This window comes from Rhodococcus sp. JS3073, assembly GCF_026810085.1.
Taxonomy (GTDB): Bacteria; Actinomycetota; Actinomycetes; order Mycobacteriales; family Mycobacteriaceae; genus Rhodococcus_F; species Rhodococcus_F wratislaviensis.
This window is the reverse complement of record NZ_CP113951.1, coordinates 6,807,499-6,828,835: the sequence shown is the minus strand read 5'-3', so window position 1 is coordinate 6,828,835 and position 21,337 is coordinate 6,807,499. Positions and strand designations below refer to the sequence as shown.

Here is a 21,337-nt window from a genome sequence, read left to right as displayed (position 1 = left end):
GGAGCATCATGAGCGAGCGCACCACCGTCGGCACGGTCGAGGACCTTCACGCCTCGGCCACCCGCCTGACCGGCCTCACCGACTTCGGCGTGGACGACTACACCGAGGCCCTCGGCGTCCTGCTGGACTCGTATCACGTCGACGAGCAGCTGACCCCGCTCGGCAGCAAGGTGTCCCGGGTGTTCCTCCGCGGCGCCCTGGTGGCGCGGCTGCTGAGCGAGGCGGCCTGGAAGCAGAACCCCGAACACGCGGACGTGCGGATCGAGCGGCCGATCTTCGTCACCGGTCTTCCCCGCACGGGGACGACGGCGCTGCACCGGCTGCTCACCGCGGACCCGTCTCATCAGGGCCTCGAGATGTGGCTGACCGAGATGCCTCAGCCCCGGCCGCCGCGCGAGACGTGGGAATCGAATCCCGTGTTCCAGAAGATCGAGGAGGGTTTCAGCCGCCACCACATCGAACGCCCCGAATTCATGGGCGTGCACTACATGTCGGCGAGCGAAGTCGAGGAGTGCTGGCAACTGCTGCGGCAGACGTTCAAATCGATCTCCTACGAGTGCCTGGCGTCCCTCCCGACGTACTCCCACTGGCTCGAAGGCCAGGACTGGACCAACGCCTACCAGCGGCACAAGAAGAACCTGCAGCTGATCGGGCTTCCCGATCGGGACCGCCGCTGGGTGCTGAAGAACCCGAGCCACGTGTTCGCGCTCGACGAGTTGCTCGCCGTCTATCCGGACGCACTGATCGTCCAGACCCACCGGCCGCCGCGCACGATCGTCCCGTCGGTGTGCAGCCTGGCGGAGCAGGCGACGGAAGGGTGGTCGGAGAAGTTCCGGGGCAGCGTCATCGGGGAGAGCCAGCTCGAGCTGTGGGCCCGGGGGCTCGAGGAGTTCACCGCGGCCCGCGCCCGGCACGACCCCGCTCAGTTCATCGACGTCGACTACCAGGATTTCGTGGCCGATCCACTCGGCACCGTCGAAGGGGTCTACACGCACTTCGGGCTCGGTCTCGGTTCCACTGCCCAGGCGGCGATGGAGGCGATGCACGCCGAGAGTCGCAGCGGAGACCGCCGCCCCTCGCACAAGTACACCCTCGAGGAATTCGGGCTGACGGCCGAGCAGGTGGACGAGAGATTCGCCAACTACCAGTTCAGCGCGACCAGCTGACGGGATAGTCGAGGATCGACGACGCCGCCCGCGCCGCGATCAACGGCCTGGGCGATAGCGGCAGGTGGATGACCGGGGACGGCGGCGGTTCGGGATCGGGCCCGGCCTCGGGTAGGGGTTCGGCCTCGGGTTCGGGTTCCCGTTTCGTGCCGCTGCCGAGGTCGAGCGCGTCGAGCAGCGGCATCAGCTCGGCGGCGATCCGATCCCCCACCTGCGTGAACGCCGCCTCGCCGAGGCCGACGGGGTCGCTGATGTTCGCGTCGTCGATCTCCCCGTACTCCCTCCGGGCGACGGCGAGTTCGGCGACGGTGCGGGCACCGGTGTCGGTGGCGATCCGGCGGGCCTCGCGAAGCGTGAACGTGCAGTGGCTCGTCCCGAGGAGCAGTTCCATCGAACGGTCCCGGATCTGCTCGGTCATCGCGAGGACCAGGTCGGCGCGCTTGATCATCTCGGGCAGCAGGCGACGCGCCCGGAAACCGTCGGCGCTCGCGCCGAGGCCTTCGATGACGCGGGCGGCGACGGGCTCGATCGGAAAGCCCACGAGGGCGCGGACACCGGCGCTCTCCGCCGTGAGGTGCGGCAGGTCGTGGGCGTGCGCGTACGCGTGTGTCAGCCGCTCTGCTATCGGTGAGCGGCAGACGTTCCCGCTACAGACGAACAGAACGTGCATGAGGGAACCCTAACCAGCGACTTCGCCCTCGCGCGCGGACAATTCCACTGTCCGAGCGGTCTGTTTCCGACGTTCATCTGCCCGTGGTGAGTCGTTCATCCCCTGGATTCCTCGTGGTCACCTCGAATCACGAACGCCCAGCTCACGCCCGTGAGAATCGCGCACCGCCACGTGTGCGATCTGCGTCACTTTCCGCGAGTCCGGGCCTTCCGGACCCGGGGCCGTCTGCCCACAGCAGACAATTGCCGGTACGGTGCCGGCGCGGCGGTAGTAATGGAGGCATGACCACAGCCGCACTACCCGACCTGAACTACCGCGACCTGTTGGCGGACAGACTGTTTCGCCAGCGCACGATTCTCCTCACCGGCGAGGTGGACGACGCCATGGCCGAGCGGGCCTGCTCCGAACTGGTTCTGCTCGCGGCCGCCGACCCCAAACGCGACATCGTGCTGTACATCAATTCACCGGGCGGTTCCGTCTTCGCCGGTCTGGCCATCTACGACACGATGAAGCTCGTTCCCAACGACGTGGTGACCGTCGCCATGGGTTTCGCCGCGAGCATGGGCCAGGTATTGCTGTGCTCGGGCACCCACGGCAAGCGGATCAGCCTGGCGCACAGCCGCATCATGATGCATCAGCCCTCGGCGGGCATCGGCGGCACCGCCGTCGACATCGCCATTCAGGCCGAGAGCCTCGAACGGATGAAACGACAGTCGCAGGAGATCCTCGCCGCCGAGACGGGGCATCCGGTCGAGCAGATCGCCGAGGACAGCGATCGGGACCGGTGGTTCACCGCCGACGAGGCCCGCGACTACGGGATCGTCGACCGCGTCGTGTCCTCGTTCGCCGAGATCGCCCCGCACACCACCGCCCCGAGAATTGGATTGTGAAGCCATGTCCCAATACACCATTCCCCACGTCATCGAACGCACCCCGGCAGGCGAGCGGTCGTTCGACATCTTCAGCCGACTGCTGAACGAGCGGATCGTCTTCCTGGGCACCGAGATCGACGACGGTGTCGCCAATGTCGTGATGGCGCAGCTGCTCCACCTCCAGGCGGACAGTTCCGATCAGGAAATTGGGCTGTACATCAATTCCCCCGGCGGCTCCACGACCGCGATGCTCGCGATCTACGACACGATGCAGTTCCTCCGCCCGACCATCGCCACGTACTGCATGGGGCAGGCCGCGTCCGCCGCCGCCGTGCTCCTGGCGGCGGGAACCAAGGGACACCGCCACGTCCTGGCGCATTCCCGGACACTGCTGCACCAGCCGTCCACGCAGGGCAACGGCACGATCTCCGACCTCGCGCTCCAGGCCGCGGAGATCATGAGGGTCCGTTCGCAGACCGAGGCGATTCTGAGCAAACACACCGGCCAGACCGTCGAGCGCCTGCGGCGGGACACTGACCGGGATCGCATCTTCACAGCCGAGGAGGCCATCGACTACGGCCTGGCCGACACGCTCGTCGCGGCCTGACCGGAGGACGCTAGGCGGCGAGCAGGGTGGGCACCTGCCGGTTCGAGCTCCTGGCCGCCGAGTTCCGGTTCGCCGCGCCGAGCCGGCGCCCGGACCGGAACAGCAGGTGTTCCACCGGCAGACCGAGCGCGCCACACACTGCGCGCAGCATTTCCGACGAAGGCTCCTTCTTCCCGCGTTCGATCTCGGAGAGGTACTGCTTCGACATGCCGACGGCGGCCGCGACGTCCTCGAGACTCCGATCCTGGTCCCGGCGCGCCTCGCGGAGCACTCGCCCGTACAGCTCACGCACCAGCGGCTCCTCCCGTGATTGCTCGGGAGCGGCCGTCACCAGCGTCAGTCTGCGCTGAGCTTCCATACCTCCGGAGTCTTCCAGACGACGCTCCCTGACGCCGCGGCGTTCACCGACAGCGGACAGCCGATCAGTACCGGCCGGCGACGGTGCACGGACGGACCGATCGGCGTCACGACTGATCGAGCAGGTGGTTGCCGAGTAGTTCGTCGACGCGCACGGCCGCCTCGTCCGGGATCCAGTGGCTCACGCCGTGGAGCACCTCGTAGGTGTACGGGCCGTCGACGAATCGCGAGGTCAGCGCCGGCCCCACCGGACCGATCGCCGTGTCGCCATCGCTCCACACGAGGAGCGTGGGCACCCGAACCTTCCGGGAGGCCGATCGGGGTGCGGTGAACGGCATGGCCCGATACCAGTTCAGGGCGCCCCGAGCCCGCGTCCGGTCGCGCATGGACTCCAGGTCGCGCTTCGCCTCGCCCGCGGACTGACCGCTGGCGCGCAGGGCGCGGTAGCCGAAACGGTCCGAGGCGATCACCCGCTCCGGAATCCACGGCAGCTGGAACGCGAACATGTACCAGGACTTCAGGATCTGGCGACTGGTGACCATCGCCCGCACGAATGCCGCAGGGTGCGGAACCGACAGTGCCGTGAGCGTGCGGACCCGGTCGGGCCGTTCCGCCGCGATACCCCAGGCCACCGCCGCGCCCCAGTCGTGCCCGACGACATGCGCCGGGCCGAGACCTGCCTGGTCGATGAGCGCGACGACGTCTGCGACCAGTTCCGACGTGCGGTACGCCCAGCGGGCGCGGGGCCGGGCCCCGGCCGAATAGCCGCGCTGGTCCGGCGCGAGGGTGCGGAAACCCCGCCGGTGCAGCAACGGCGCCAGTGCGTCCCACGACCGCGAGTCCTGCGGAAATCCGTGCAACAGCACTACCGGTGTGCCGTCGATCGGACCCTCGTCGCGGACGTCGAACACGAGCCCGTCACGGGTGAACGTGCCGATCCGCTCCGTGCCGCTCATCGGACGGCCGTCTCACGCTCGCTGCGGTCTGCGGCCGACGCACCGGCGCGGAGGAACCGTCCCGTCTTGGTGACGCCGATCCCGCCGGTGAACTCTCCGTCGCGATACACGAGTCTGCCGTTGATCACCGTCGCGACCGCCGCGCCGTCGCTGCGGTTCACCATCCGGCGCAGACCGCCGTATTCAGGGACCTCGGCCTCGAACAATCCGTCCACGGTGGCGTCGAGGCCCGCCGGATCGATGACGACGAGATCGGCGCGGTCCCCTACACGCAGGTGTCCGGCGTCGAGGCCGTACCAGTCGGCCAGCTCTCCCGTCAGCCGGTGAACGGCACGCTCGACGGACAGGAACGGCTTGCGGTCGGATTGCGCGTCGTTGACCTTCTTCAGCAACCGGATCGGATAGTTGTAGAACGCCATGTTGCGCAGGTGCGCACCCGCGTCGCCGAATCCCATCTGCACGCCGGAGCTGGCCGCGAGCTTCTTCGCGAACTTGGGACGATGGTTGGCGATGGTGGTCCGCCACCGCAGGTCGGTGCCGTACTTCACGACGAGATCGAGGTACGCGTCGACCGGGTGCACGCCACGCAGGTCGCCCACCGCGCCGAACGTCTTGCCGATCAGCGTCTCGTCGGGGCACCCGACGATCACCGCGTCGTAGAAGTTGCGGTGCCAGATGCGGGGGCTGAACTTGTTGTCGTAGTCCTTGCGGAACCGACGTCGGTAGGACTCGTCCTGCAGCAGGGCGTTTCGCTCCACCTGGTCCTTGAGATGCAGTGCCGCCGCGCCGGCACCGAACTCCTCGAACACCACGAGGTCGATTCCGTCCGCGTAGACGGTGAACGGCACCGGGAGGTGCTGCCACTTGAAGTCGGTCTTGGCGAAGCGATTCAGCAGTGGCGCAGCGGCGAGCATGAAGTACACGATCGGCGGGTAGGCCTTCGAGTCCGCGGCCGACAGCAGCGACGTCTTGAGGGGTTTGCGTCGTCCCAGACCCGAACTCTCCGCGAAGAATCCCGCGATGTTGGGGTGCAGGTTGATCGTCGGCGCGCTCTGCAGGATCTTGCCGCGCTCGCGCAGGATGCGGTTGAGGAAGCGGAACTCCTTCCACCGCGCATACGTGGACGGCAATGAGCGCGAACGGTATTGGTCGCCGTCGATCTTGTCGAGCGCATTGGTCATCGAGGACAGTCCGAGGAAGCCGGCGTCCACGGCCTCGGTGAGCAGCGCGCCCATCCGCTCGAGTTCGCGAGCACTCGGCTTGGTCCGCTTGTCGGTGCCCCGGCCGAGGCCGAGCACGTGGGTGCGGATGTCGGAGTGTCCGATGAAACCGGCGATGTTGGGGCCGAGCGGAAGCGACTCGAGTGCCTCGACATACTCCGCCGGGCTCTGCCAGATCTTGTTCTCCTCCAGGATCCTGAGCACGGAGTCGTGTGGCACGGCCTCGACCCGGCTGAACAGGTCGGCGCACTCGCGCGGCGTCGAGTACACGGTGGACAGGGAGCAGTTTCCGAGGACGACGGTGGTCACGCCGTGTCGCACCGACTCCGGCAGTCCGGGGCTGACGAGCACCTCGGCGTCGTAGTGGGTGTGCACGTCCACGAACCCGGGGACCACCCATTTGCCTGCCGCATCGATGATCTCGGTGTCGGGTCCGACGGGCAGCGGGCGGATCGATGCGCGGACGACGACGCCGTCGCGGATGCCGAGATTGCGCCGCCGGGGCGCGGATCCGGTTCCGTCGAACCACAGCCCATCATTGACGACGACATCGAAATCCGACATTGTTGCGCTCCTCACACTCGGTATGTGTAACCCGAGGTTACGTATCCCGTTGAGTAAAAGTCAATGGACGGTTCGAGGGTTCCTCAATAGAGTGCAGGGGTGGCCGCCGCACCCCGCTCTCCCGAAGATCGGCGCGCGCAGATCCTCGACGTGGCCGTCCATCTGCTCGAAACGGTGCCGTTCGACGACCTGTCGATGGACCAGGTGGCGGCCGAGGCGGGCGTCTCCCCGCCCCTGCTGTTCCACTACTTCAAGAACAAGCAGGGTTTTCGCAACGCCGTCCTCGAGGCCTCGGCGTCCGAACTGCAACGCCGGATGACACCCGACGCGACACTCCCCGTGTCGGGACAGCTCCGAGCCGGAGTCGAGACGTTCGCGGACGCGGTGATCGAGCACCCCACCATCTACCTGGCGGTCATGCGGATGGCCGGTAGCGGCGACGAGCGGATGCGGCAGATCTACCGCGGCATGCGGAGGACGTTCACCCGCTGGATAGGTGCGTCGCTCGCCGAATCCGGGGTGCCGACGACACCCGCGCTCGAGGCCGCGATCTCGGGCTGGCAGGCGTTCATGGAAGAGATCGTGCTGTCGTGGCTCGACGAGCCGACCATGGACCGCACGGACATGATCGACCTCTGCGAACGCGCTTTCTATCACCTGCTTCCGGCCGCAGGCGTCGACGTCGACGCACTCGACATGACACCCTGATCCGGACCCGGCAGCGTCGCCTACCTCCACTACCGCGTCGCGAACGAGGAATTCGGCGCTCGTCGGTGCCCCCCGGGCCTACGGGATGTCATTGGCCGGCGCGCTGAGCCTCCAGGAAGCGTCGACCCGGCGTCGGGTCGACGCCGAAGCGCTCGGCGTAGCGCTCGTGAAGTTCCTCCCACCGGTCCCACGACCCGTGCGCCTCCGCCTCGGAGAGGAACCCGCCGGCGAGATGAGGCTCGAGCCGCGCGAAGTAGGTCTCCCAGCCGGCCGCGGTCTGCGCTGCGGTCGCACGGTCGCCGAAGACATGGATGAAGATCAACCGGCACCCGTCTCCCTCAGCGGCCAGATCGAAGCTGTACCGCTCACCGCCGAAGGTCCACGCCAGCCGATGGGGCGCATCGACCTCGGTCACTTCGCCGGTCGCGCCGTAGGCCTCGAAGGTCTCCCCTGTCGCCGGTGTCCACTCGGCGGCGGCGGGAAACCAGCGCTCGAGCTCTGCCGGCACGCTGACCGCCCGCCACACGCGCTCGACCGAGTGGGCGAGCGTGCGCTCGAAGCGCAGCGCCGGGCGACCGTCGATCGTCTCCATGGTTCCGTCGGTCATGGGTTCTCCTCTAGGTGTCGTTCGAGGGCGTCGAGGTGCCTCGACCAGTACGCGCGATACGGCTCCAGCCACTGGTCGACCTCGGCGAGGGGTTCTGGGCGCAGCGCGTACAGGCGTTGCTTGCCATCCGCGCGTACCACGACGAGCCCGGCCTCGCGCAACACCTTGAGGTGCTTGGACACGCCGGGCTGACTGAGCGCGATGCGCTCCACCAGTTCTCCGGCGGGCCGCTCACCCTCACGCAGCAGGTCGAGAATCTGTCTGCGGTGCGGCTCGGCCAGGGCGGCGTAGGCGCTCATATCTTCATATTGCCAGACGGAAATATGAGCCGCAACCGCCACGCGGTCGCGACGGAAGTAGCAGCCCTCCGGACGCCGGGAGAAGGCACCGACTTGACACGCCTCGTGTGACACACAACACTTGCCCACACCGACCGAGCGAGTGATCGGTCGGCCTCTCGAATTCGGACATCCCGTTCGGACCGGAGCCGGAGAAAGGGGACATGCGGTGTCGTCGACGTTCACCAACGACGGAATCCAGGAGCCACCCGTCGCGACCACCCTCGACGCGTGGCGGTCGCGAGTGCAGACGCATCCCGATCACCCCGCCGTGGCCTATTTCGATGGCGCCCTCACGGCACGCGAGCTCGACGACCTGTCGGACGCCCTCGCCGTCGCGCTGGACGAGTGGGGTGTCGGGCGCGGTGACCGGGTGGGCATCTACCTGCAGAATGTGCCGCAGTACGCCCTCGCTCTGCTGGCGCTGTGGAAGATCGGCGCAGCGGCGCTGGTGCTCAATCCGATGTACCGCGGAAACGAACTCCGCCGCCTCGTCGACGATGCCGAACCGATCGGCATCATCTGCGAAGACGTGAGCGCCGCGGCCACGGCCGAGACCCTGCGCGGCAGCAGCGTGCGATTCTCGATCAGCACCAGTGCCCTCGACTTCCAGACCCGCAACGATCCGCGGGTGTTCGAGTCCACCACGCGCGCCGCGCCGGCAGCCGACGGCGACCTCGTCGAACTGCTCACGCGCTTTCGCGGCAGGCGGCCTCCCCTCGTCCAACTCGGCGGCGGCGACCTCGCTCTGCTCACCTACACCTCCGGGACCACCGGCCCACCGAAGGGCGCGCTCAACTCTCACGCGAACGTGCTGGCCACCGCACTCGACTTCGGTTACTGCGCCGGCGTCGTCGACGGGGACGTCGTGTTCGCTGTCGCTCCCCTGTTCCACATCACCGGGGCCGTGCTCAATGCCGGTGTGGCCCTCGTCCGGGACTGTGTGCTCGTCTTCGCGAATCGGTTCAACGCGGCCGTCGCACTGGAGACGTTCGTGGAGCACCGGGTGACCTACACGATCGGTTCGATCACCGTGTTCAACGCCCTGTCCGAGGTGCCGGGTGTGAACGCGGACCACTTCGCCTCGGTCAAGACCCTCTACTCGGGCGGCGCGCCCATCCCGCCTGCCACCGTGGAGAAGTTCGAAGCCAGGTTCGGCAAGTACATCCACAACGCGTACGGGATGACCGAGACCACGGCCGGAGTGATCGCGGTGCCACCCGGCCTGCGGGCGCCGGTCGACCCGTCGAGCGGCTCACTGTCCATCGGTCTCCCGCTGCCCCGCGTGGACATCCGGGCCGTCGACCCGAATGGCGACCCCGTTCCGCCCCACACCGCAGGCGAACTGGAAATCGCCGGACCGCAGGTTGTTTCGGGTTACTGGCGCAACCCGGACGCCTCCCGGGACACGCTGCCCGGCGGACGGCTGCGCACCGGGGACGTCGCGATCATCGACGAGGCGGGGTGGGTGTACCTCGTCGACCGGCTCAAGGATCAGATCAACGTGTCCGGCTACAAGGTGTGGCCCCGTGAGGTCGAGGACACCCTCTACGAGCACCCGGCCGTGCACGAGGCCGCCGTCGTCGGGCAACCCGACGACTACCAGGGCGAGTCGGTGGTCGCCTACGTCTCGCTCCGCAAGGGTGCGACCGCCACCGAGGACGAACTCGTCGCGTTCGCCCGCGACCGGCTCGCCGCGTACAAGCGGCCGCGGCTGGTGCACATCATCTCCGACCTCCCGAAGACGCAGACGGGCAAGATCCGTCGCAGCGACCTGCGTTGACGGCACCTCCCTCGACATTTCGACTCCGCGACCCCGACGAAAGTGACTGCACGTGAACGTCGACCTCACTCGCCAGGCGCAGCCTGACACAAATTCCGGCACCACCCTCGCCTCCCGCAAGAAATCGCTCCTCGCCAGTTCGGTCGGCAACGTCCTCGAGTGGTACGAGTGGAGCGCGTATGCGGTGTTCGCCCCGTTCATCGCGGCGGCGATGTTCAGCAACTCGGACCCGGTCTCGGCCCTGCTGTCCACGCTCGCCGTGTTCGCGGTGGGCTTCCTGATGCGCCCGCTCGGCGGGATCATCTTCGGCCGGATCGCCGACAAGCGCGGACGCAAGTTCGTCCTCGTCACGACCATGCTGATGATGGCCACCGGCAGCCTGATCATCGGAGTGATGCCCACCTACTCGGCGATCGGCGCGTGGGCGTCCCTGATCCTGCTCGCGGCACGCGTGATGCAGGGCTTCGCGCACGGCGGCGAGTCCGCGACCGCGTATTCCTACGTCGGTGAGATCGCGCCGCCGCACCGGCGCGGCATGTGGGGCAGCGTCGCGTTCATCGCGATCTTCGGCGGTTCGGTGCTGGCCTACACCGTCGGCGGCGTCGTCACCTCCTCTCTGTCCGACACCGCGGTCGGTCAATGGGGTTGGCGTATCCCGTTCCTCATCGGCGCGCTCCTGGCACTGTTCGCCCTGTACCTGCGCCGCAGCATGGAGGAGAGCGACGTCTTCGACGCCGCGCAGAAGGAGGACGATCAGCCGAGCATCCCCCGGCGCGCCGTCGTCCGGGCGATCCTCCTGATGATCGGGATGACCTCGGGCATCACGGCCGCGCACTACACGTGGACCTCGTACATCTCCACGTACGCGATCACCCAGCAGGGTATGAATCCCGACACCGCGTATTGGATGCTGGTGATCGCTCAGCTGATCGCTCTGGTCTCGCTGCCATTCCTCGGGTTGCTCTCCGACAAGATCGGCCGGCGGCCCATGCTGGGTGCCTTCGCGGTTCTGATGTTCGTCCTGCAGTTGCCGCTCACGATGATGATCACGTCCGACGGGTGGACCCTGCTCGTCGCCACCACCGCCGCGCTGCTGATCGTCGCGGTCCCGGCGTCGATTCTGTCGTCCACACTGTCGGAGAGCTTCCCGACGCGACTACGCACCCAGGCGATCGGATTCGCGTACTCGTTCTCCGTCGCGGTGTTCGGTGGCACCGCCCCGTATCTGAACCAGCTTCTCCTCGGACTCGACCTCGGCTGGGTGTTCGGCGTCTACATCATGGTGCTGGCCGTCCTCACCGGTGTCGCATGCCTGTTCATGAAGGAGACCAAGGGCATTCGCCTCGAAGACGTGTGAACACGCGAAAGAGAACCGGCAGGTGCATCACCTGCCGGTTCTCGTCGAGCGAGTGACGGGATTCGAACCCGTGTGAACGGCTTTGCAGGCCGGTACCTCAACCACTCAGTCACACCCGCATCGATGATTACTGTGCCCCGGCCGGTGCCCCGGGCGCGAGGGTTGCGCTCACGGTGATTCTGAAACCGACACGCCGGGGCGGGAACAAACCACGTGCCCTCGTTGCTGTGTTGCTTCGTGACCGATACCGAAGAACGCACCGCGCCGACCGGCGACCGGACAACCACCCGTCCCAGCCTTCGGGTAATCCTCGTACTCGGCGCGATGGTGGCCCTCGGCCCCTTCACCATCGACATGTACCTGCCCGCGCTTCCGGACATCGGAACCGACCTCGGCGCATCCTCGTCCGCGGTCCAGCTGACCATCACCGGCACTCTGCTCGGCCTCGCGCTGGGGCAGTTGATCGTCGGACCGCTCTCGGACAGCCTCGGGCGCAGGCGACCCCTCATCGCCGGTATCGGTGTCCACGTCGCCGCTTCGGTGCTCGCGGTGTTCGCGCCGACCGTGGCGGTGCTGGGTGTGCTCCGCGTCTTCCAGGGCATCGGGGCCGCCGCCGCAGCGGTGGTCGCGCTCGCCGTCGTGCGCGACCTGTTCGCGGGGAACACGGTCGCCGTCGTGATGTCGCGACTGATGCTCGTGCTCGGTGTCGCACCCGTCCTCGCCCCGAGTATCGGCGGGGCGCTCCTCATCGCCGTCGACTGGCGCGGGATCTTCGTCGTCCTCGCCGTGATCGGCATACTGACGGCGTTGATCGGCGTGTGGGGTCTGACGGAGACGCTGCCGCCGGAGCGGCGGCGCAAGAGCAATCTGCGCGCCGTGCTGGGCACGTACAAGAGCCTGCTGGGCGACCGCGCGTTCATGGTGCTCGCCCTCGTGTCGAGTGTGGCGATGGGATCGTTGTTCTCGTACGTCTCGGGAGCGTCGTTCGTCTTCCAGGACCAGTACGGCCTGGACGAGCAGCAGTTCGCGCTGCTGTTCAGCTCCGGCGCGATCGCTCTGATCGGCGCCTCGCAACTCAACGTCCGCGCCCTCGCACGCTGGTCACCGTTGCAGATCACGGTGTCGGCCCTCGCCTTCGCGACGGTGGCCGGCCTGGCACTGATCACCACCGCCCACTTCGAGTTCGGCGGGCTCGTCGGGTTCGTCGTTCCGCTGTGGTTCCTCCTCGCCGGCGTGGGCTTCGTCCTGCCCAACGCCCCGGCGCTCGCGCTCGGACGGCACGGGGAGGCGGCAGGCACGGCCGCCGCGCTGCTCGGCGCTCTGCAATTCGGTGTCGGCGCACTGATCGCTCCCCTGGTCGGCGTGCTCGGCAACACCGGCGTCGCACTCGCGGTCACGATGACGGCATGCGCGGGACTCGGGTTGGTGGCGTTGGCGGCCGCCGCGAAGGCGGACGCGCACTGACGACACGCTCGGCAGACTTTCGCGGCCCATCACCCGTCATGGGATGATCGACGCATGCCACCACCGTCACCACTTCATCTCGACCCCATCGAAGAGGCCCACCGGCAGTGGACGAAGCACGGCTGGGGCGATGTCGCCGACGGCATGGCCGCGGTGACCTCGGTGATGCGGGCACAGCAGATCATGATGGCCCGGGTCGAAGAGGTGCTCAAGCCGTCAGGGCTCACGTTCGCCCGATACGAATTGCTGACGTTGCTGACGTTCACGCGCACGGGCGCGCTCCCGATGGTGAAGGCCAGCGCGCGCCTTCAGGTTCACCCGACGAGCGTCACCAACGCCGTCGACCGGCTCGAGACGGCGAATCTCGTGCGGCGCGTACCGCATCCGAGCGATCGCCGCGCGACACTGATCGAAATCACCGATGCGGGAAGGAAACTGGCTGTCGAGTCCACCGAGCGACTCAACGCCCAGGTGTTCTCGAGCCCCGGGGTGTCCGGCGACAAGCTGGAACAATTGGTCACGATCCTCGCCGAACTGCGCCGCGAGGCAGGCGATTTCGACACCGGAGACGCCCCCACCAAGTGGTGAGACGGCTGTCGCCCCGCACCGGATCCCGGTGCGGGGCGACAGCCGTTTTCAGTATCTCTAGCGGTGCTTGAAGACGGGCGCACGCTTCTCGACGAACGCCGCCATCCCTTCCTTCTGATCCTCGGTGGCGAACGTCGAATGGAACACCCGACGCTCGAACCGGACGCCCTCGGTGAGCGTGGTCTCGAACGAACGGTTCACTGCTTCCTTCGCCATCATCGCGACCGGAAGGGACATCTCGGCGATGGTGGTCGCCGTCTGCAGCGCCTCGTCCAGGAGATCCGCGGCAGGCACGATCCGCGACACCAGCCCGGCACGCTCGGCCTCCTCGGCGTCCATGTTCCGGCCGGTCAGGCACAGTTCCATGGCCTTGGCCTTGCCCACTGCGCGCGTCAGTCGCTGCGAACCGCCGATGCCGGGGATGACACCGAGCTTGATCTCCGGCTGCCCGAACTTCGCGGTGTCGGCGGCGATGAGGATGTCGCAGAGCATCGCCAGCTCGCATCCGCCGCCGAGTGCGTACCCGGCGACGGCAGCGATTGTCGGCTTGCGGGCCGCGGCGAGCCGGTCCCATGCGGCGAAGAAGTCGTCGAGGTAGACGTCCATGTACGACTTGGGCTGCATCTCCTTGATGTCGGCGCCCGCCGCGAATGCCCGGTCGGAACCGGTGATCAGAATGGCACCGATCTCCGAATCCTTCTCCAACTCCTCCACCGCCGACACGACCTCGCGCATCAGTTCGGAGTTCAGTGCGTTGAGCGCTTTCGGACGGTGGAGGGTGATGATCCCCACCCGGCCCTTGCGCTCGAGCAGGATGGTCTCGAAGTCGGTCACTGGTCTCCCTCGGTAGAACGTTCACGGATGTCGTTGATGATGGCCGAGAAGTCCTGGCCACCACCACCGGCGGCGTGGAACCGGCTGTACAGTTCGGCAGCGCGCAACCCGAGGTCCGCCTCGACGCCGTTTGTCTTCAGCGCGTTCGCGGCGAGACCGAGATCCTTGTCCATCAGCGCGGCCGCGAAGCCCGGCTGGTAGTCGTTGTTGGCCGGGCTCGTCGGAACCGGTCCGGGCACAGGACAGTTGGTGGTGAGCGCCCAGCACTGACCCGACGCGTTGGACGCGACGTCGAACAGTGCCTGGTTGCTCAGGCCCAGCTTCTCGCCGAGGACGAACGCCTCGCTGATGGCGATCATCGACACGCCCAGAATCATGTTGTTGCAGATCTTCGCGGCCTGACCGTTGCCCGGGTCGCCGCAGTGGACGACCTTCTTGCCCATCACGTCGAGCAGCGGCTTCGCCGACTCGAAGTCGTCCGCGGTGCCGCCGACCATGAACGCGAGCGTTCCCGCGGTCGCGCCGACGACGCCACCGGAAACGGGTGCGTCCACCGAACGGTGACCCGCCTCGACGGCCTCGTCGTGCGCCGCCCGGGCGTCCGCGACGTCGATGGTGGATGAATCGATGAACAGGGTTCCGGACTTCGCGGCGGGCAGGATCTCCGCGTAGAGCCCGAGAACGTGCTTGCCGCTCGGCAGCATCGTGATCACGACGTCCACCTCGCGCACGGCCTCGACGGCCGAATCAGCGACGGTGACACCGTCTTTCACTGCCTGTTCGAGTGCGGCGGGCGCGAGGTCGAAGCCGACCACCGTGTGCCCCGCCTTGACCAGATTGGCCGCCATGGGGCCACCCATGTGGCCGAGTCCCAGAAATCCGACGGTAGTGCTCATAGCAGTCCCTCCTGGACGCTTGTGGCTGGTGGTCAGTGCTGCGTCTGCGGGGCGGTGAGGCCGAGTTCGAGGTCTCCGAGTGGTGCGAAGAACGCGTCGACCTGCGCGTCGTCGACCTCCTCGATCGTGGCGGGCGACCACTGCGGGTTGCGGTCCTTGTCGACGACCTGCGCCCGAATGCCTTCGACGAGGTCGGGCGAGCTCAGGCAGGCGACGGACACCCGGAACTCGTCGCCGAGGACTTCTTCGAGGCTGTCGGCCTGCCGGGCGCGGCGCAGCGATTTCAGGGTGACCGCGCACGCGGTCGGCGACTTCGAGCGCACCTGCTCGGCCGCCTTCTCCGCCTCGGGGATCCCGCTGCCGCGCAGGCGGACGACGATGTCGGTGACACTGTCGGCCGAGTACGCGGCGTCGATCCACCCCTGCTGCGCCAGCAACTCCGAGGCCGGTGCCGGTTCGGTGAACTGTGCGAGCGCATCCTGAACGGTCGTGGTCGACAGCGTCTCGAGGAACTGCCCGATCTTCTCCGACGGGATGAAGTGGTCGGCGAACCCGCAGGCGATCGCGTCGCCGGCGCTCAGCCGTGCCGTCGTCAGGGCGATGTGGGTGCCCAGCTCGCCCGGGGTGCGGGCGAGCAGGTAGGTGCCCCCGACGTCGGGGACGAACCCGATCCCGGTCTCGGGCATCCCGATCATCGACCGTTCGGTGACGATCCGCACGCTGCCGTGCGCCGACACCCCGACCCCGCCGCCCATCACGATGCCGTCCATGATCGCCACGTACGGTTTGCCGTAGTTCGCGATGGCCGCGTTGAGGATGTACTCCTCGCGCCAGAACTCCCGCGACCCGGTGCCGCCGTCCTTGGCGTCGTGGTAGATCGACACGATGTCGCCGCCGGCGCACAGGCCCCGCTCCCCGGCCCCGGTGATCACCACCGCCCGCACCGCGTCGTCGCCGGACCACTCGGCCAGGGCCGCCGCGATCTGCCGCACCATCGCATGGTTGAGGGCGTTGATCGCCTTGGGCCGATTGAGCACGATGCGGCCCAGACCGCCGCTCTTGTCGATCAGAACTTCCGGTTCGGTGGATACCGCGTCAGTCATGCCGCTCCTTGCTTTCCCTGCCGGGCTCCCCCGACGACGCTGCGGGCGATGACCAGGCGCATGATCTCGTTGCTGCCTTCGAGGATCTGGTGGACGCGCAGGTCCCGGACGATCTTCTCTATTCCGTACTCGGCAAGATAGCCGTAACCCCCGTGCAGTTGCAGCGCCCGGTTGGCGACCTCGAAACCGGTGTCGGTCGCGAACCGCTTCGCCATCGCACACAACTCGACGACGTCGGGAGCACCGTCCTGCAGCGCCGACGCCGCCCGCCACAGCAACGTGCGTGCCGCTTCCAGTTCGGTGCGCATGTCGGCGAGCTGGAACTGCAGCGCCTGCGATTCGATCAGCGGCGACCCGAACGCCGTGCGGTCGGCCAGGTAGGCGACGGCCTTGTCCAGCGCGGTCTGCGCGCCGCCCACCGAGCACGCCGCGATGTTGAGCCGGCCACCGTTCAGCCCGGCCATCGCGATCCGGAAGCCACCACCCTCGGAGCCGAGCAGGTTCGCCGCCGGCACCCGCACGTCCTCGAAGATCACCTGACGGGTGGGCTGAGCGTTCCACCCCATCTTCACCTCGTTCGGCCCGAACGACAGACCCGGCGAACCCTTCGGGACGATGAACGCGGAGATCCCCCGCGGACCGCTCTCCCCGGTGCGGGCCATCACGACATAGACATCGGACGTACCGGCCCCGGAGATGAACTGCTTGACCCCGTTGAGCACGTAGTCGTCGCCGTCGCGGACCGCCTTGGTGCTCAGCGCCGCCGCATCCGAACCGGCGCCCGGCTCGGTGAGGCAGTAGCTGCCGAGCTGATCCATCGAGCACAGCCCGGGCACCCACGCGTGACGCTGCTCGTCGTCGCCGAACCTGTCGATCATCCACGTGACCATGTTGTGGATGGAGATGTAGGCGGCGATCGACGGGCAGCCCTTGGCGAGCTGCTCGAAGATGCGGGCGGCGTCGACGCGAGTCAGCTCGGATCCACCCACGTCCTCACGGATGTAGATCCCGCCCATCCCCAGCGACGCCGCCTTGCGGAGGACGTCCACGGGGAAATGCTTGGTCTGATCCCATTCCACGGCGTGCGGTGCGAGATGCTCGGCCGCGAAGTCGCGGGCAGTGTCGCTGATCGCCCGCTCGTCATCGGTCAAGGTGAACATGGAGGTCCGTTCAGTTCATGGTGGGGATGACGAAGTGGTTGGTCTCTTCCTTCTTGCCCGAGGGCCAACGCTGCGTCACGGTCTTGGTCTTGGTGTAGAAGCGGAAGGAGTCGGGACCGTGCTGGTTCAGGTCGCCGAAGCCGGAGCGCTTCCAGCCGCCGAACGTGTGATACGCGATCGGCACGGGGATCGGCACGTTGACGCCGACCATGCCGACGTTCACGCGGTTCGTGAAGTCGCGGGCGGTGTCGCCGTCGCGGGTGAAGATCGCGACGCCGTTGCCGTACTCGTGCTCGGTCGGCAGGCGGAGCGCCTCCTCGTAGTCCGCGGCGCGGGCGACCAGCAGGACGGGTCCGAAGATCTCTTCCTTGTAGACGCGCATGTCGGTGGTGACCTTGTCGAACAGGGTCGCGCCGGCGAAGAAGCCGTTCTCGTGGCCTTCGAGGGTGAAGCCGCGGCCGTCGATCACGGCCTCCGCACCCTCGTCGATGCCGATCTGGATGTAGTTGTTCACCCGTTCGAGGGCATCCTTGCTGACCAGCGGACCGAAGTCGGCGGACTCGTCGTCGCTGCGGCCGATGGTGAGCTTGCCGACCCGTTCGGTCAGCTTGGCGATGAGCGCATCCGCCGTCTCCTCGCCCACCGGGACCGCGACGGAGATCGCCATGCAGCGCTCACCCGCGGAGCCGTACCCTGCGCCGATGAGGGCGTCGGCCACCTCGTCGAGGTCGGCGTCGGGCATGATGATCGCGTGGTTCTTCGCGCCACCGAAGCACTGCGCACGCTTGCCGTGGGCCGCGGCGGTCTCGTAGATGTACTGCGCGATGGGCGTGGAACCGACGAACCCGACAGCCTTGACGCGGTCGTCGGTGAGCAGGACGTCCACCACTTCCTTGTCACCGTTGACCACGTTGAACACGCCTGCGGGCAGACCGGCCTCGAGGAACAGCTCGGCCAGCCGCAGCGGCACGGACGGGTCGCGCTCGGACGGCTTGAGGATGAACGCGTTTCCGGCGGCCAGCGCGGGACCGGCCTTCCACAGCGGGATCATGGCCGGGAAGTTGAAGGGCGTGATGCCGGCGACGACGCCGAGCGGCTGACGCATCGAGTACACGTCGATGCCGGTTCCGGCGGATTCCGTGTACTCGCCCTTGAGCAGGTGCGGGGCGCCGAGGGCGAACTCGATGACCTCGAGGCCGCGCTGGATGTCACCCTTCGCGTCGGGGATCGTCTTGCCGTGCTCGGACGACAGGAGGCGTGCCAGCGAATCCATCTCCTCCTGCACGAGCTGGAGGAACTTCATCAGGACGCGGGCCCGCTTCTGCGGGTTGAACAGCGCCCATTCCCGCTGAGCATCCACCGAGTTCGCGATGATCGCCTCGGTCTCGGCCTTGTCGGCGAGCGGCACACGCGCCTGCACCTCGCCGGTGTTGGGGTCGTAGACGTCGCCGAACTTGTTGGAGGCACCGGGGACGCGCTTGCCGCCGACGAAGTGGGATAGCTCTTGAACCATTGTGCGAACCCGTTTCTTGCTCGATGATGAGGGAGTTCCGAATATGTAGCCCATCCTATAGTTGGATGTCCATGTATGTCCAGACGCAGACGATCCGGTCATGCTCACGAACCTACGATCGGGTCATGCTGATCCACTCTCCCGAGGAGCTGAACTTCCTCCGCATCCTCCGGACCAACCCATGCATCACCACGATCCTGGACCGTGCACCCCAGCTCGGCCTCTCGGACTGGTACCTCACCGCAGGAGCCGTGTTCCAGACCGTCTGGAACCACCTCGACGGCCGCGACCCGCAGTCGGGAATCAACGACTACGACCTCTTCTACTTCGACGACAGCGACATCGGTTACGAGGCCGAAGACGCCGTCATCCGGAAAGCCGGCACCCTGTTCGACGACCTCGACGTGCGCGTCGAGGTCAGAAACGAAGCACGTGTGCATCTTTGGTACGAAGACCACTTCGGCGTGCCCGCGACACCCTTCACCGACTGCAAGGACGCGATCGACCACTTCGCCTCCACCACCTGCTGCTACGGCATCCGCAGACACACCACCGGAGACGACGAGATCTACGCTCCCCACGGATTCACCGATCTCTTCGACATGATCCTGCGCCCCAACCCCGTCCTCGCCCCGCGCGAAGTGTACGAATCCAAAGCCGCCCGGTGGCAGAAGGAATGGCCCCGATTGACCGTGGTGCCGTGGCCGGAGTGAGCGTTCAGTGCTTCCGCACGACGTGCTCCGGCTCCCCCGGCTTCCAGATCGTGATGTCCATGTGGCCATCGCCGACCTCCACTGCCGAGCCGCCGGTAAGGTCGGCTCGGTAGCAGTGATCGAACTCCTGCCCCCGGATGTCGAACCCGGTCTCGTCGAACAGCGCCTGCGCGAAACGCTGATGCAGGGCCTTGTCCTGGACGTCGTCGACGACACCCCACAGCTTCGCGTCGCCCTCCTTCACATCGGTGTCGACGGTCGCCGTGTGCAGGCAGAAACGCGGATCGCGCGCCAGGTCCCGGAACTTCGTGGTGTTCGGCATTCCGGCGATCCACAACTGATCCTCGAAGAATCTCGGCTCGACCGGGCTGATCCGCGGAAATCCGTCGGAGCGAAGCGTGCCGAGCATGCACAGGTTTCCGGTCGCCGCGTGCCTGCGGGAGAAGATAGCGGCAATCCGCGGAGCAGCTTCGGCGAACTCATTCCAGCTGGCCATGCACACGACCCTACGACGATTCCCATGGCCACCGGGTCAAGACGCACGCAATTGTGCGATCAGTACCGCCTCGACTTCCGACTGTCGTGCGGCCGCCGGGAGCGGCGGCGCCGCCGATCGGTAGTGGTGCCCGGTCGGAGTGCCGACGTCGAGCAGATGGGTGCGGCCGGGTCTGCTCACCGGGCGGGCGGTCCACCCGTCGCCTTCCTTCGCGTAATTGCAGGCCTCACACAGCCCGGACCCGTTGTGCACGCTTGTGGAACCACGCTTTCGGCGAGAGCGGATGTGGTCGTGATGGCGGATCGGCGCATCACACCACGGCGTGCGGCACGTCTGATCGCGGACGTCGATCAGCTTCCGCAGACTCTTCGGAAACGTGCGCGACTGCGATTCCATCGCAGTCAAGGCCCCCGACTGCGGGCACGAATACACCCGCTGCAACGACGTCTCGGTTTCTGAACCGACCGCATCCGCCACCAGGCGCCGGGCGATCCCCGCCGGCACCGGCCCGAACCCCTGCAGCTGCGCCGCCTCGTGCCCGCCTGCCAGCAAGGTCTCGTCCGAGAGCACGAGGTTCACCGCCACCGGAACACCCGATGCCACTGATACTCCGGTGCCGCGCTCGAACAACAGGTCCACCATCAACTGATTGCGGGTGCGGCCGCCGCTGTTGCCGGTCGCAATCAGGCTGTCCGCATCCCGGCCCAGCGTGTCCTGCAAACACACCGCCTGCTCGACCGGCATCAGCACGCTCAGAAAGGCCATGGAATCCGGCGCCGAACGCGTCGTCACCCGACGCTCGGACACTGCCTTCCGATGCCGACGCATCACGGACGCGGCGTCGAGCTCGACCGCCAACGCTTTCGCCCTCGCGATCAGACCGCGGTCCCCGACGCCGTCGAGAGTGGCCGGGTCCGAACACAACCGGCGGTCCACGATTGCCCGATCCGCCGCCGACAGGCACGCCGTTTCCCGCACCAACAGGGTGGCCCGCCATTCATTCAGCCGACCGGTCTGCAACAGGGCCAACGTATGGGGCATCTCGTGCACCAGAGCCTGCGCGAAACCGAGGTGTCGGCCGCCACGGTTCGGGGATTCTCTGCGCGCCAATGCAATCTGCGAGGCAATCCCGCGGCCCCACTCGGATCGCGGAAGTCTCCGGGCCTCACGATCCTTTCGGATACTGGTCGCGACGTCGTCGGTGATCACCGCCTGCGCCGCGCACCCGACCGACTTCAACGCCTCGATCGCATCGAGCCACTCGATCCCCAACCCCGCATCCCCGCCGGCGGACACCACACGCAGCCGCGCCGTGAACGCACGCAACTCGGCCAGATCCGGTGCCATCACTTCCCCCACAACCAA

22 protein-coding genes and 1 tRNA gene are annotated in these 21,337 nt (G+C 67.3%); 9 read left to right on the top strand and 14 right to left on the bottom strand.

The window, feature by feature from the left end:
* The first annotated feature begins 8 nt into the window (after positions 1 to 8).
* Positions 9 to 1,166 (top strand): sulfotransferase family protein, encoded by a 1,158-nt coding sequence (locus OYT95_RS31030; protein ID WP_268789972.1) that lies wholly within the window; start codon positions 9 to 11, stop codon positions 1,164 to 1,166.
* On the opposite strand, the gene OYT95_RS31025 is transcribed toward OYT95_RS31030, so the two are convergent.
* A complete protein-coding gene (locus tag OYT95_RS31025; protein WP_268789971.1) occupies positions 1,150 to 1,836 on the bottom strand; it encodes an arsenate reductase/protein-tyrosine-phosphatase family protein in 687 nt (228 codons plus the stop codon). The two genes, OYT95_RS31030 and OYT95_RS31025, sit on opposite strands and share 17 nt — an antisense overlap.
* A gap of 281 nt (positions 1,837 to 2,117) precedes the next feature.
* On the opposite strand from OYT95_RS31025, the gene OYT95_RS31020 reads away from it, so the two are divergent.
* Positions 2,118 to 2,726 (top strand): ClpP family protease, encoded by a 609-nt coding sequence (locus OYT95_RS31020; protein ID WP_005568279.1) that lies wholly within the window; start codon positions 2,118 to 2,120, stop codon positions 2,724 to 2,726.
* Positions 2,727 to 2,730: 4 nt separating this feature from the next.
* Positions 2,731 to 3,315, top strand: a complete 585-nt coding sequence (locus OYT95_RS31015; protein ID WP_005252895.1) for an ATP-dependent Clp protease proteolytic subunit — start codon at positions 2,731 to 2,733, stop codon at positions 3,313 to 3,315.
* Positions 3,316 to 3,325: 10 nt separating this feature from the next.
* On the opposite strand, the gene OYT95_RS31010 is transcribed toward OYT95_RS31015, so the two are convergent.
* The 3 genes from OYT95_RS31010 to OYT95_RS31000 all read right to left on the bottom strand — a co-directional run bounded on the left by OYT95_RS31010 (position 3,326) and on the right by OYT95_RS31000 (position 6,412).
* Positions 3,326 to 3,673 carry a helix-turn-helix domain-containing protein gene (locus OYT95_RS31010; protein WP_037238771.1) on the bottom strand — a complete coding sequence of 116 codons (348 nt, stop codon included), beginning with the start codon at positions 3,671 to 3,673 and terminating at the stop codon, positions 3,326 to 3,328.
* Between the two features lie 106 nt (positions 3,674 to 3,779).
* Positions 3,780 to 4,628: an alpha/beta fold hydrolase gene (locus OYT95_RS31005; RefSeq protein ID WP_268789970.1), complete on the bottom strand. Its 849-nt coding sequence runs from the start codon at positions 4,626 to 4,628 to the stop codon at positions 3,780 to 3,782.
* Positions 4,625 to 6,412, bottom strand: a complete 1,788-nt coding sequence (locus OYT95_RS31000) for an N-acyl-D-amino-acid deacylase family protein (protein ID WP_037238765.1) — start codon at positions 6,410 to 6,412, stop codon at positions 4,625 to 4,627. Before OYT95_RS31000 ends, OYT95_RS31005 begins: the two co-directional genes overlap by 4 nt.
* Positions 6,413 to 6,511: 99 nt before the next feature.
* On the opposite strand from OYT95_RS31000, the gene OYT95_RS30995 reads away from it, so the two are divergent.
* Positions 6,512 to 7,120: a TetR/AcrR family transcriptional regulator gene (locus tag OYT95_RS30995; protein WP_037238762.1), complete on the top strand. Its 609-nt coding sequence runs from the start codon at positions 6,512 to 6,514 to the stop codon at positions 7,118 to 7,120.
* A gap of 88 nt (positions 7,121 to 7,208) precedes the next feature.
* Here OYT95_RS30995 and OYT95_RS30990 read toward each other — a convergent pair whose 3' ends face one another.
* Together OYT95_RS30990 and OYT95_RS30985 are read right to left on the bottom strand one after the other, a co-directional pair.
* Entirely contained in the window at positions 7,209 to 7,727 is a 519-nt protein-coding gene (locus OYT95_RS30990; RefSeq protein WP_112298672.1) for an SRPBCC domain-containing protein, read from the bottom strand.
* Positions 7,724 to 8,026: an ArsR/SmtB family transcription factor gene (locus OYT95_RS30985; RefSeq protein WP_112298673.1), complete on the bottom strand. Its 303-nt coding sequence runs from the start codon at positions 8,024 to 8,026 to the stop codon at positions 7,724 to 7,726. The genes OYT95_RS30990 and OYT95_RS30985 overlap by 4 nt, the downstream gene beginning before the upstream one ends.
* A 208-nt stretch (positions 8,027 to 8,234) precedes the next feature.
* Between OYT95_RS30985 and OYT95_RS30980 the strand changes: the two genes are divergently transcribed.
* Complete coding sequence (locus OYT95_RS30980) at positions 8,235 to 9,848, top strand: class I adenylate-forming enzyme family protein (protein WP_268789969.1); 1,614 nt, start codon at positions 8,235 to 8,237, stop codon at positions 9,846 to 9,848.
* Positions 9,849 to 9,900: 52 nt separating this feature from the next.
* Entirely contained in the window at positions 9,901 to 11,205 is a 1,305-nt protein-coding gene (locus OYT95_RS30975; RefSeq protein WP_112298674.1) for an MFS transporter, read from the top strand.
* Between the two features lie 47 nt (positions 11,206 to 11,252).
* Here the strand turns inward: OYT95_RS30975 and OYT95_RS30970 are convergent.
* Positions 11,253 to 11,324 (bottom strand) — tRNA-Cys (locus tag OYT95_RS30970).
* Between the two features lie 94 nt (positions 11,325 to 11,418).
* On the opposite strand from OYT95_RS30970, the gene OYT95_RS30965 reads away from it, so the two are divergent.
* Both OYT95_RS30965 and OYT95_RS30960 read left to right on the top strand, forming a co-directional pair.
* Positions 11,419 to 12,669 carry a multidrug effflux MFS transporter gene (locus OYT95_RS30965; RefSeq protein ID WP_268789968.1) on the top strand — a complete coding sequence of 417 codons (1,251 nt, stop codon included), beginning with the start codon at positions 11,419 to 11,421 and terminating at the stop codon, positions 12,667 to 12,669.
* A 54-nt stretch (positions 12,670 to 12,723) separates the two neighbouring features.
* On the top strand, positions 12,724 to 13,257 hold the full coding sequence (locus OYT95_RS30960; RefSeq protein WP_268789967.1) for a MarR family winged helix-turn-helix transcriptional regulator: 534 nt from the start codon (positions 12,724 to 12,726) through the stop codon (positions 13,255 to 13,257).
* Positions 13,258 to 13,314: 57 nt separating this feature from the next.
* Here OYT95_RS30960 and OYT95_RS30955 read toward each other — a convergent pair whose 3' ends face one another.
* The 5 genes from OYT95_RS30955 to OYT95_RS30935 are packed head-to-tail and all read right to left on the bottom strand — an operon-like array spanning position 13,315 to position 18,763.
* A complete protein-coding gene (locus OYT95_RS30955; protein ID WP_268789966.1) occupies positions 13,315 to 14,091 on the bottom strand; it encodes an enoyl-CoA hydratase in 777 nt (258 codons plus the stop codon).
* Positions 14,088 to 14,987, bottom strand: a complete 900-nt coding sequence (mmsB, locus tag OYT95_RS30950; protein ID WP_268789965.1) for a 3-hydroxyisobutyrate dehydrogenase — start codon at positions 14,985 to 14,987, stop codon at positions 14,088 to 14,090. The genes OYT95_RS30955 and mmsB overlap by 4 nt, the downstream gene beginning before the upstream one ends.
* 32 nt (positions 14,988 to 15,019) lie before the next feature.
* A complete protein-coding gene (locus tag OYT95_RS30945; RefSeq protein WP_268789964.1) occupies positions 15,020 to 16,090 on the bottom strand; it encodes an enoyl-CoA hydratase/isomerase family protein in 1,071 nt (356 codons plus the stop codon).
* The gene (locus tag OYT95_RS30940; protein WP_268789963.1) at positions 16,087 to 17,250 is read right to left on the bottom strand and encodes an isobutyryl-CoA dehydrogenase; all 1,164 of its coding nucleotides are present in this window, start codon (positions 17,248 to 17,250) and stop codon (positions 16,087 to 16,089) included. Before OYT95_RS30940 ends, OYT95_RS30945 begins: the two co-directional genes overlap by 4 nt.
* Before the next feature lie 10 nt (positions 17,251 to 17,260).
* Positions 17,261 to 18,763 carry a CoA-acylating methylmalonate-semialdehyde dehydrogenase gene (locus OYT95_RS30935; RefSeq protein ID WP_268789962.1) on the bottom strand — a complete coding sequence of 501 codons (1,503 nt, stop codon included), beginning with the start codon at positions 18,761 to 18,763 and terminating at the stop codon, positions 17,261 to 17,263.
* A gap of 125 nt (positions 18,764 to 18,888) precedes the next feature.
* On the opposite strand from OYT95_RS30935, the gene OYT95_RS30930 reads away from it, so the two are divergent.
* Positions 18,889 to 19,476, top strand: a complete 588-nt coding sequence (locus OYT95_RS30930) for a nucleotidyltransferase family protein (RefSeq protein WP_268789961.1) — start codon at positions 18,889 to 18,891, stop codon at positions 19,474 to 19,476.
* A gap of 4 nt (positions 19,477 to 19,480) precedes the next feature.
* Here OYT95_RS30930 and OYT95_RS30925 read toward each other — a convergent pair whose 3' ends face one another.
* Together OYT95_RS30925 and OYT95_RS30920 are read right to left on the bottom strand one after the other, a co-directional pair.
* The gene (locus OYT95_RS30925; protein WP_037240032.1) at positions 19,481 to 19,972 is read right to left on the bottom strand and encodes a pyridoxamine 5'-phosphate oxidase family protein; all 492 of its coding nucleotides are present in this window, start codon (positions 19,970 to 19,972) and stop codon (positions 19,481 to 19,483) included.
* Between the two features lie 36 nt (positions 19,973 to 20,008).
* Entirely contained in the window at positions 20,009 to 21,331 is a 1,323-nt protein-coding gene (locus OYT95_RS30920; RefSeq protein ID WP_268789960.1) for an HNH endonuclease, read from the bottom strand.
* Positions 21,332 to 21,337 lie beyond the last annotated feature (6 nt).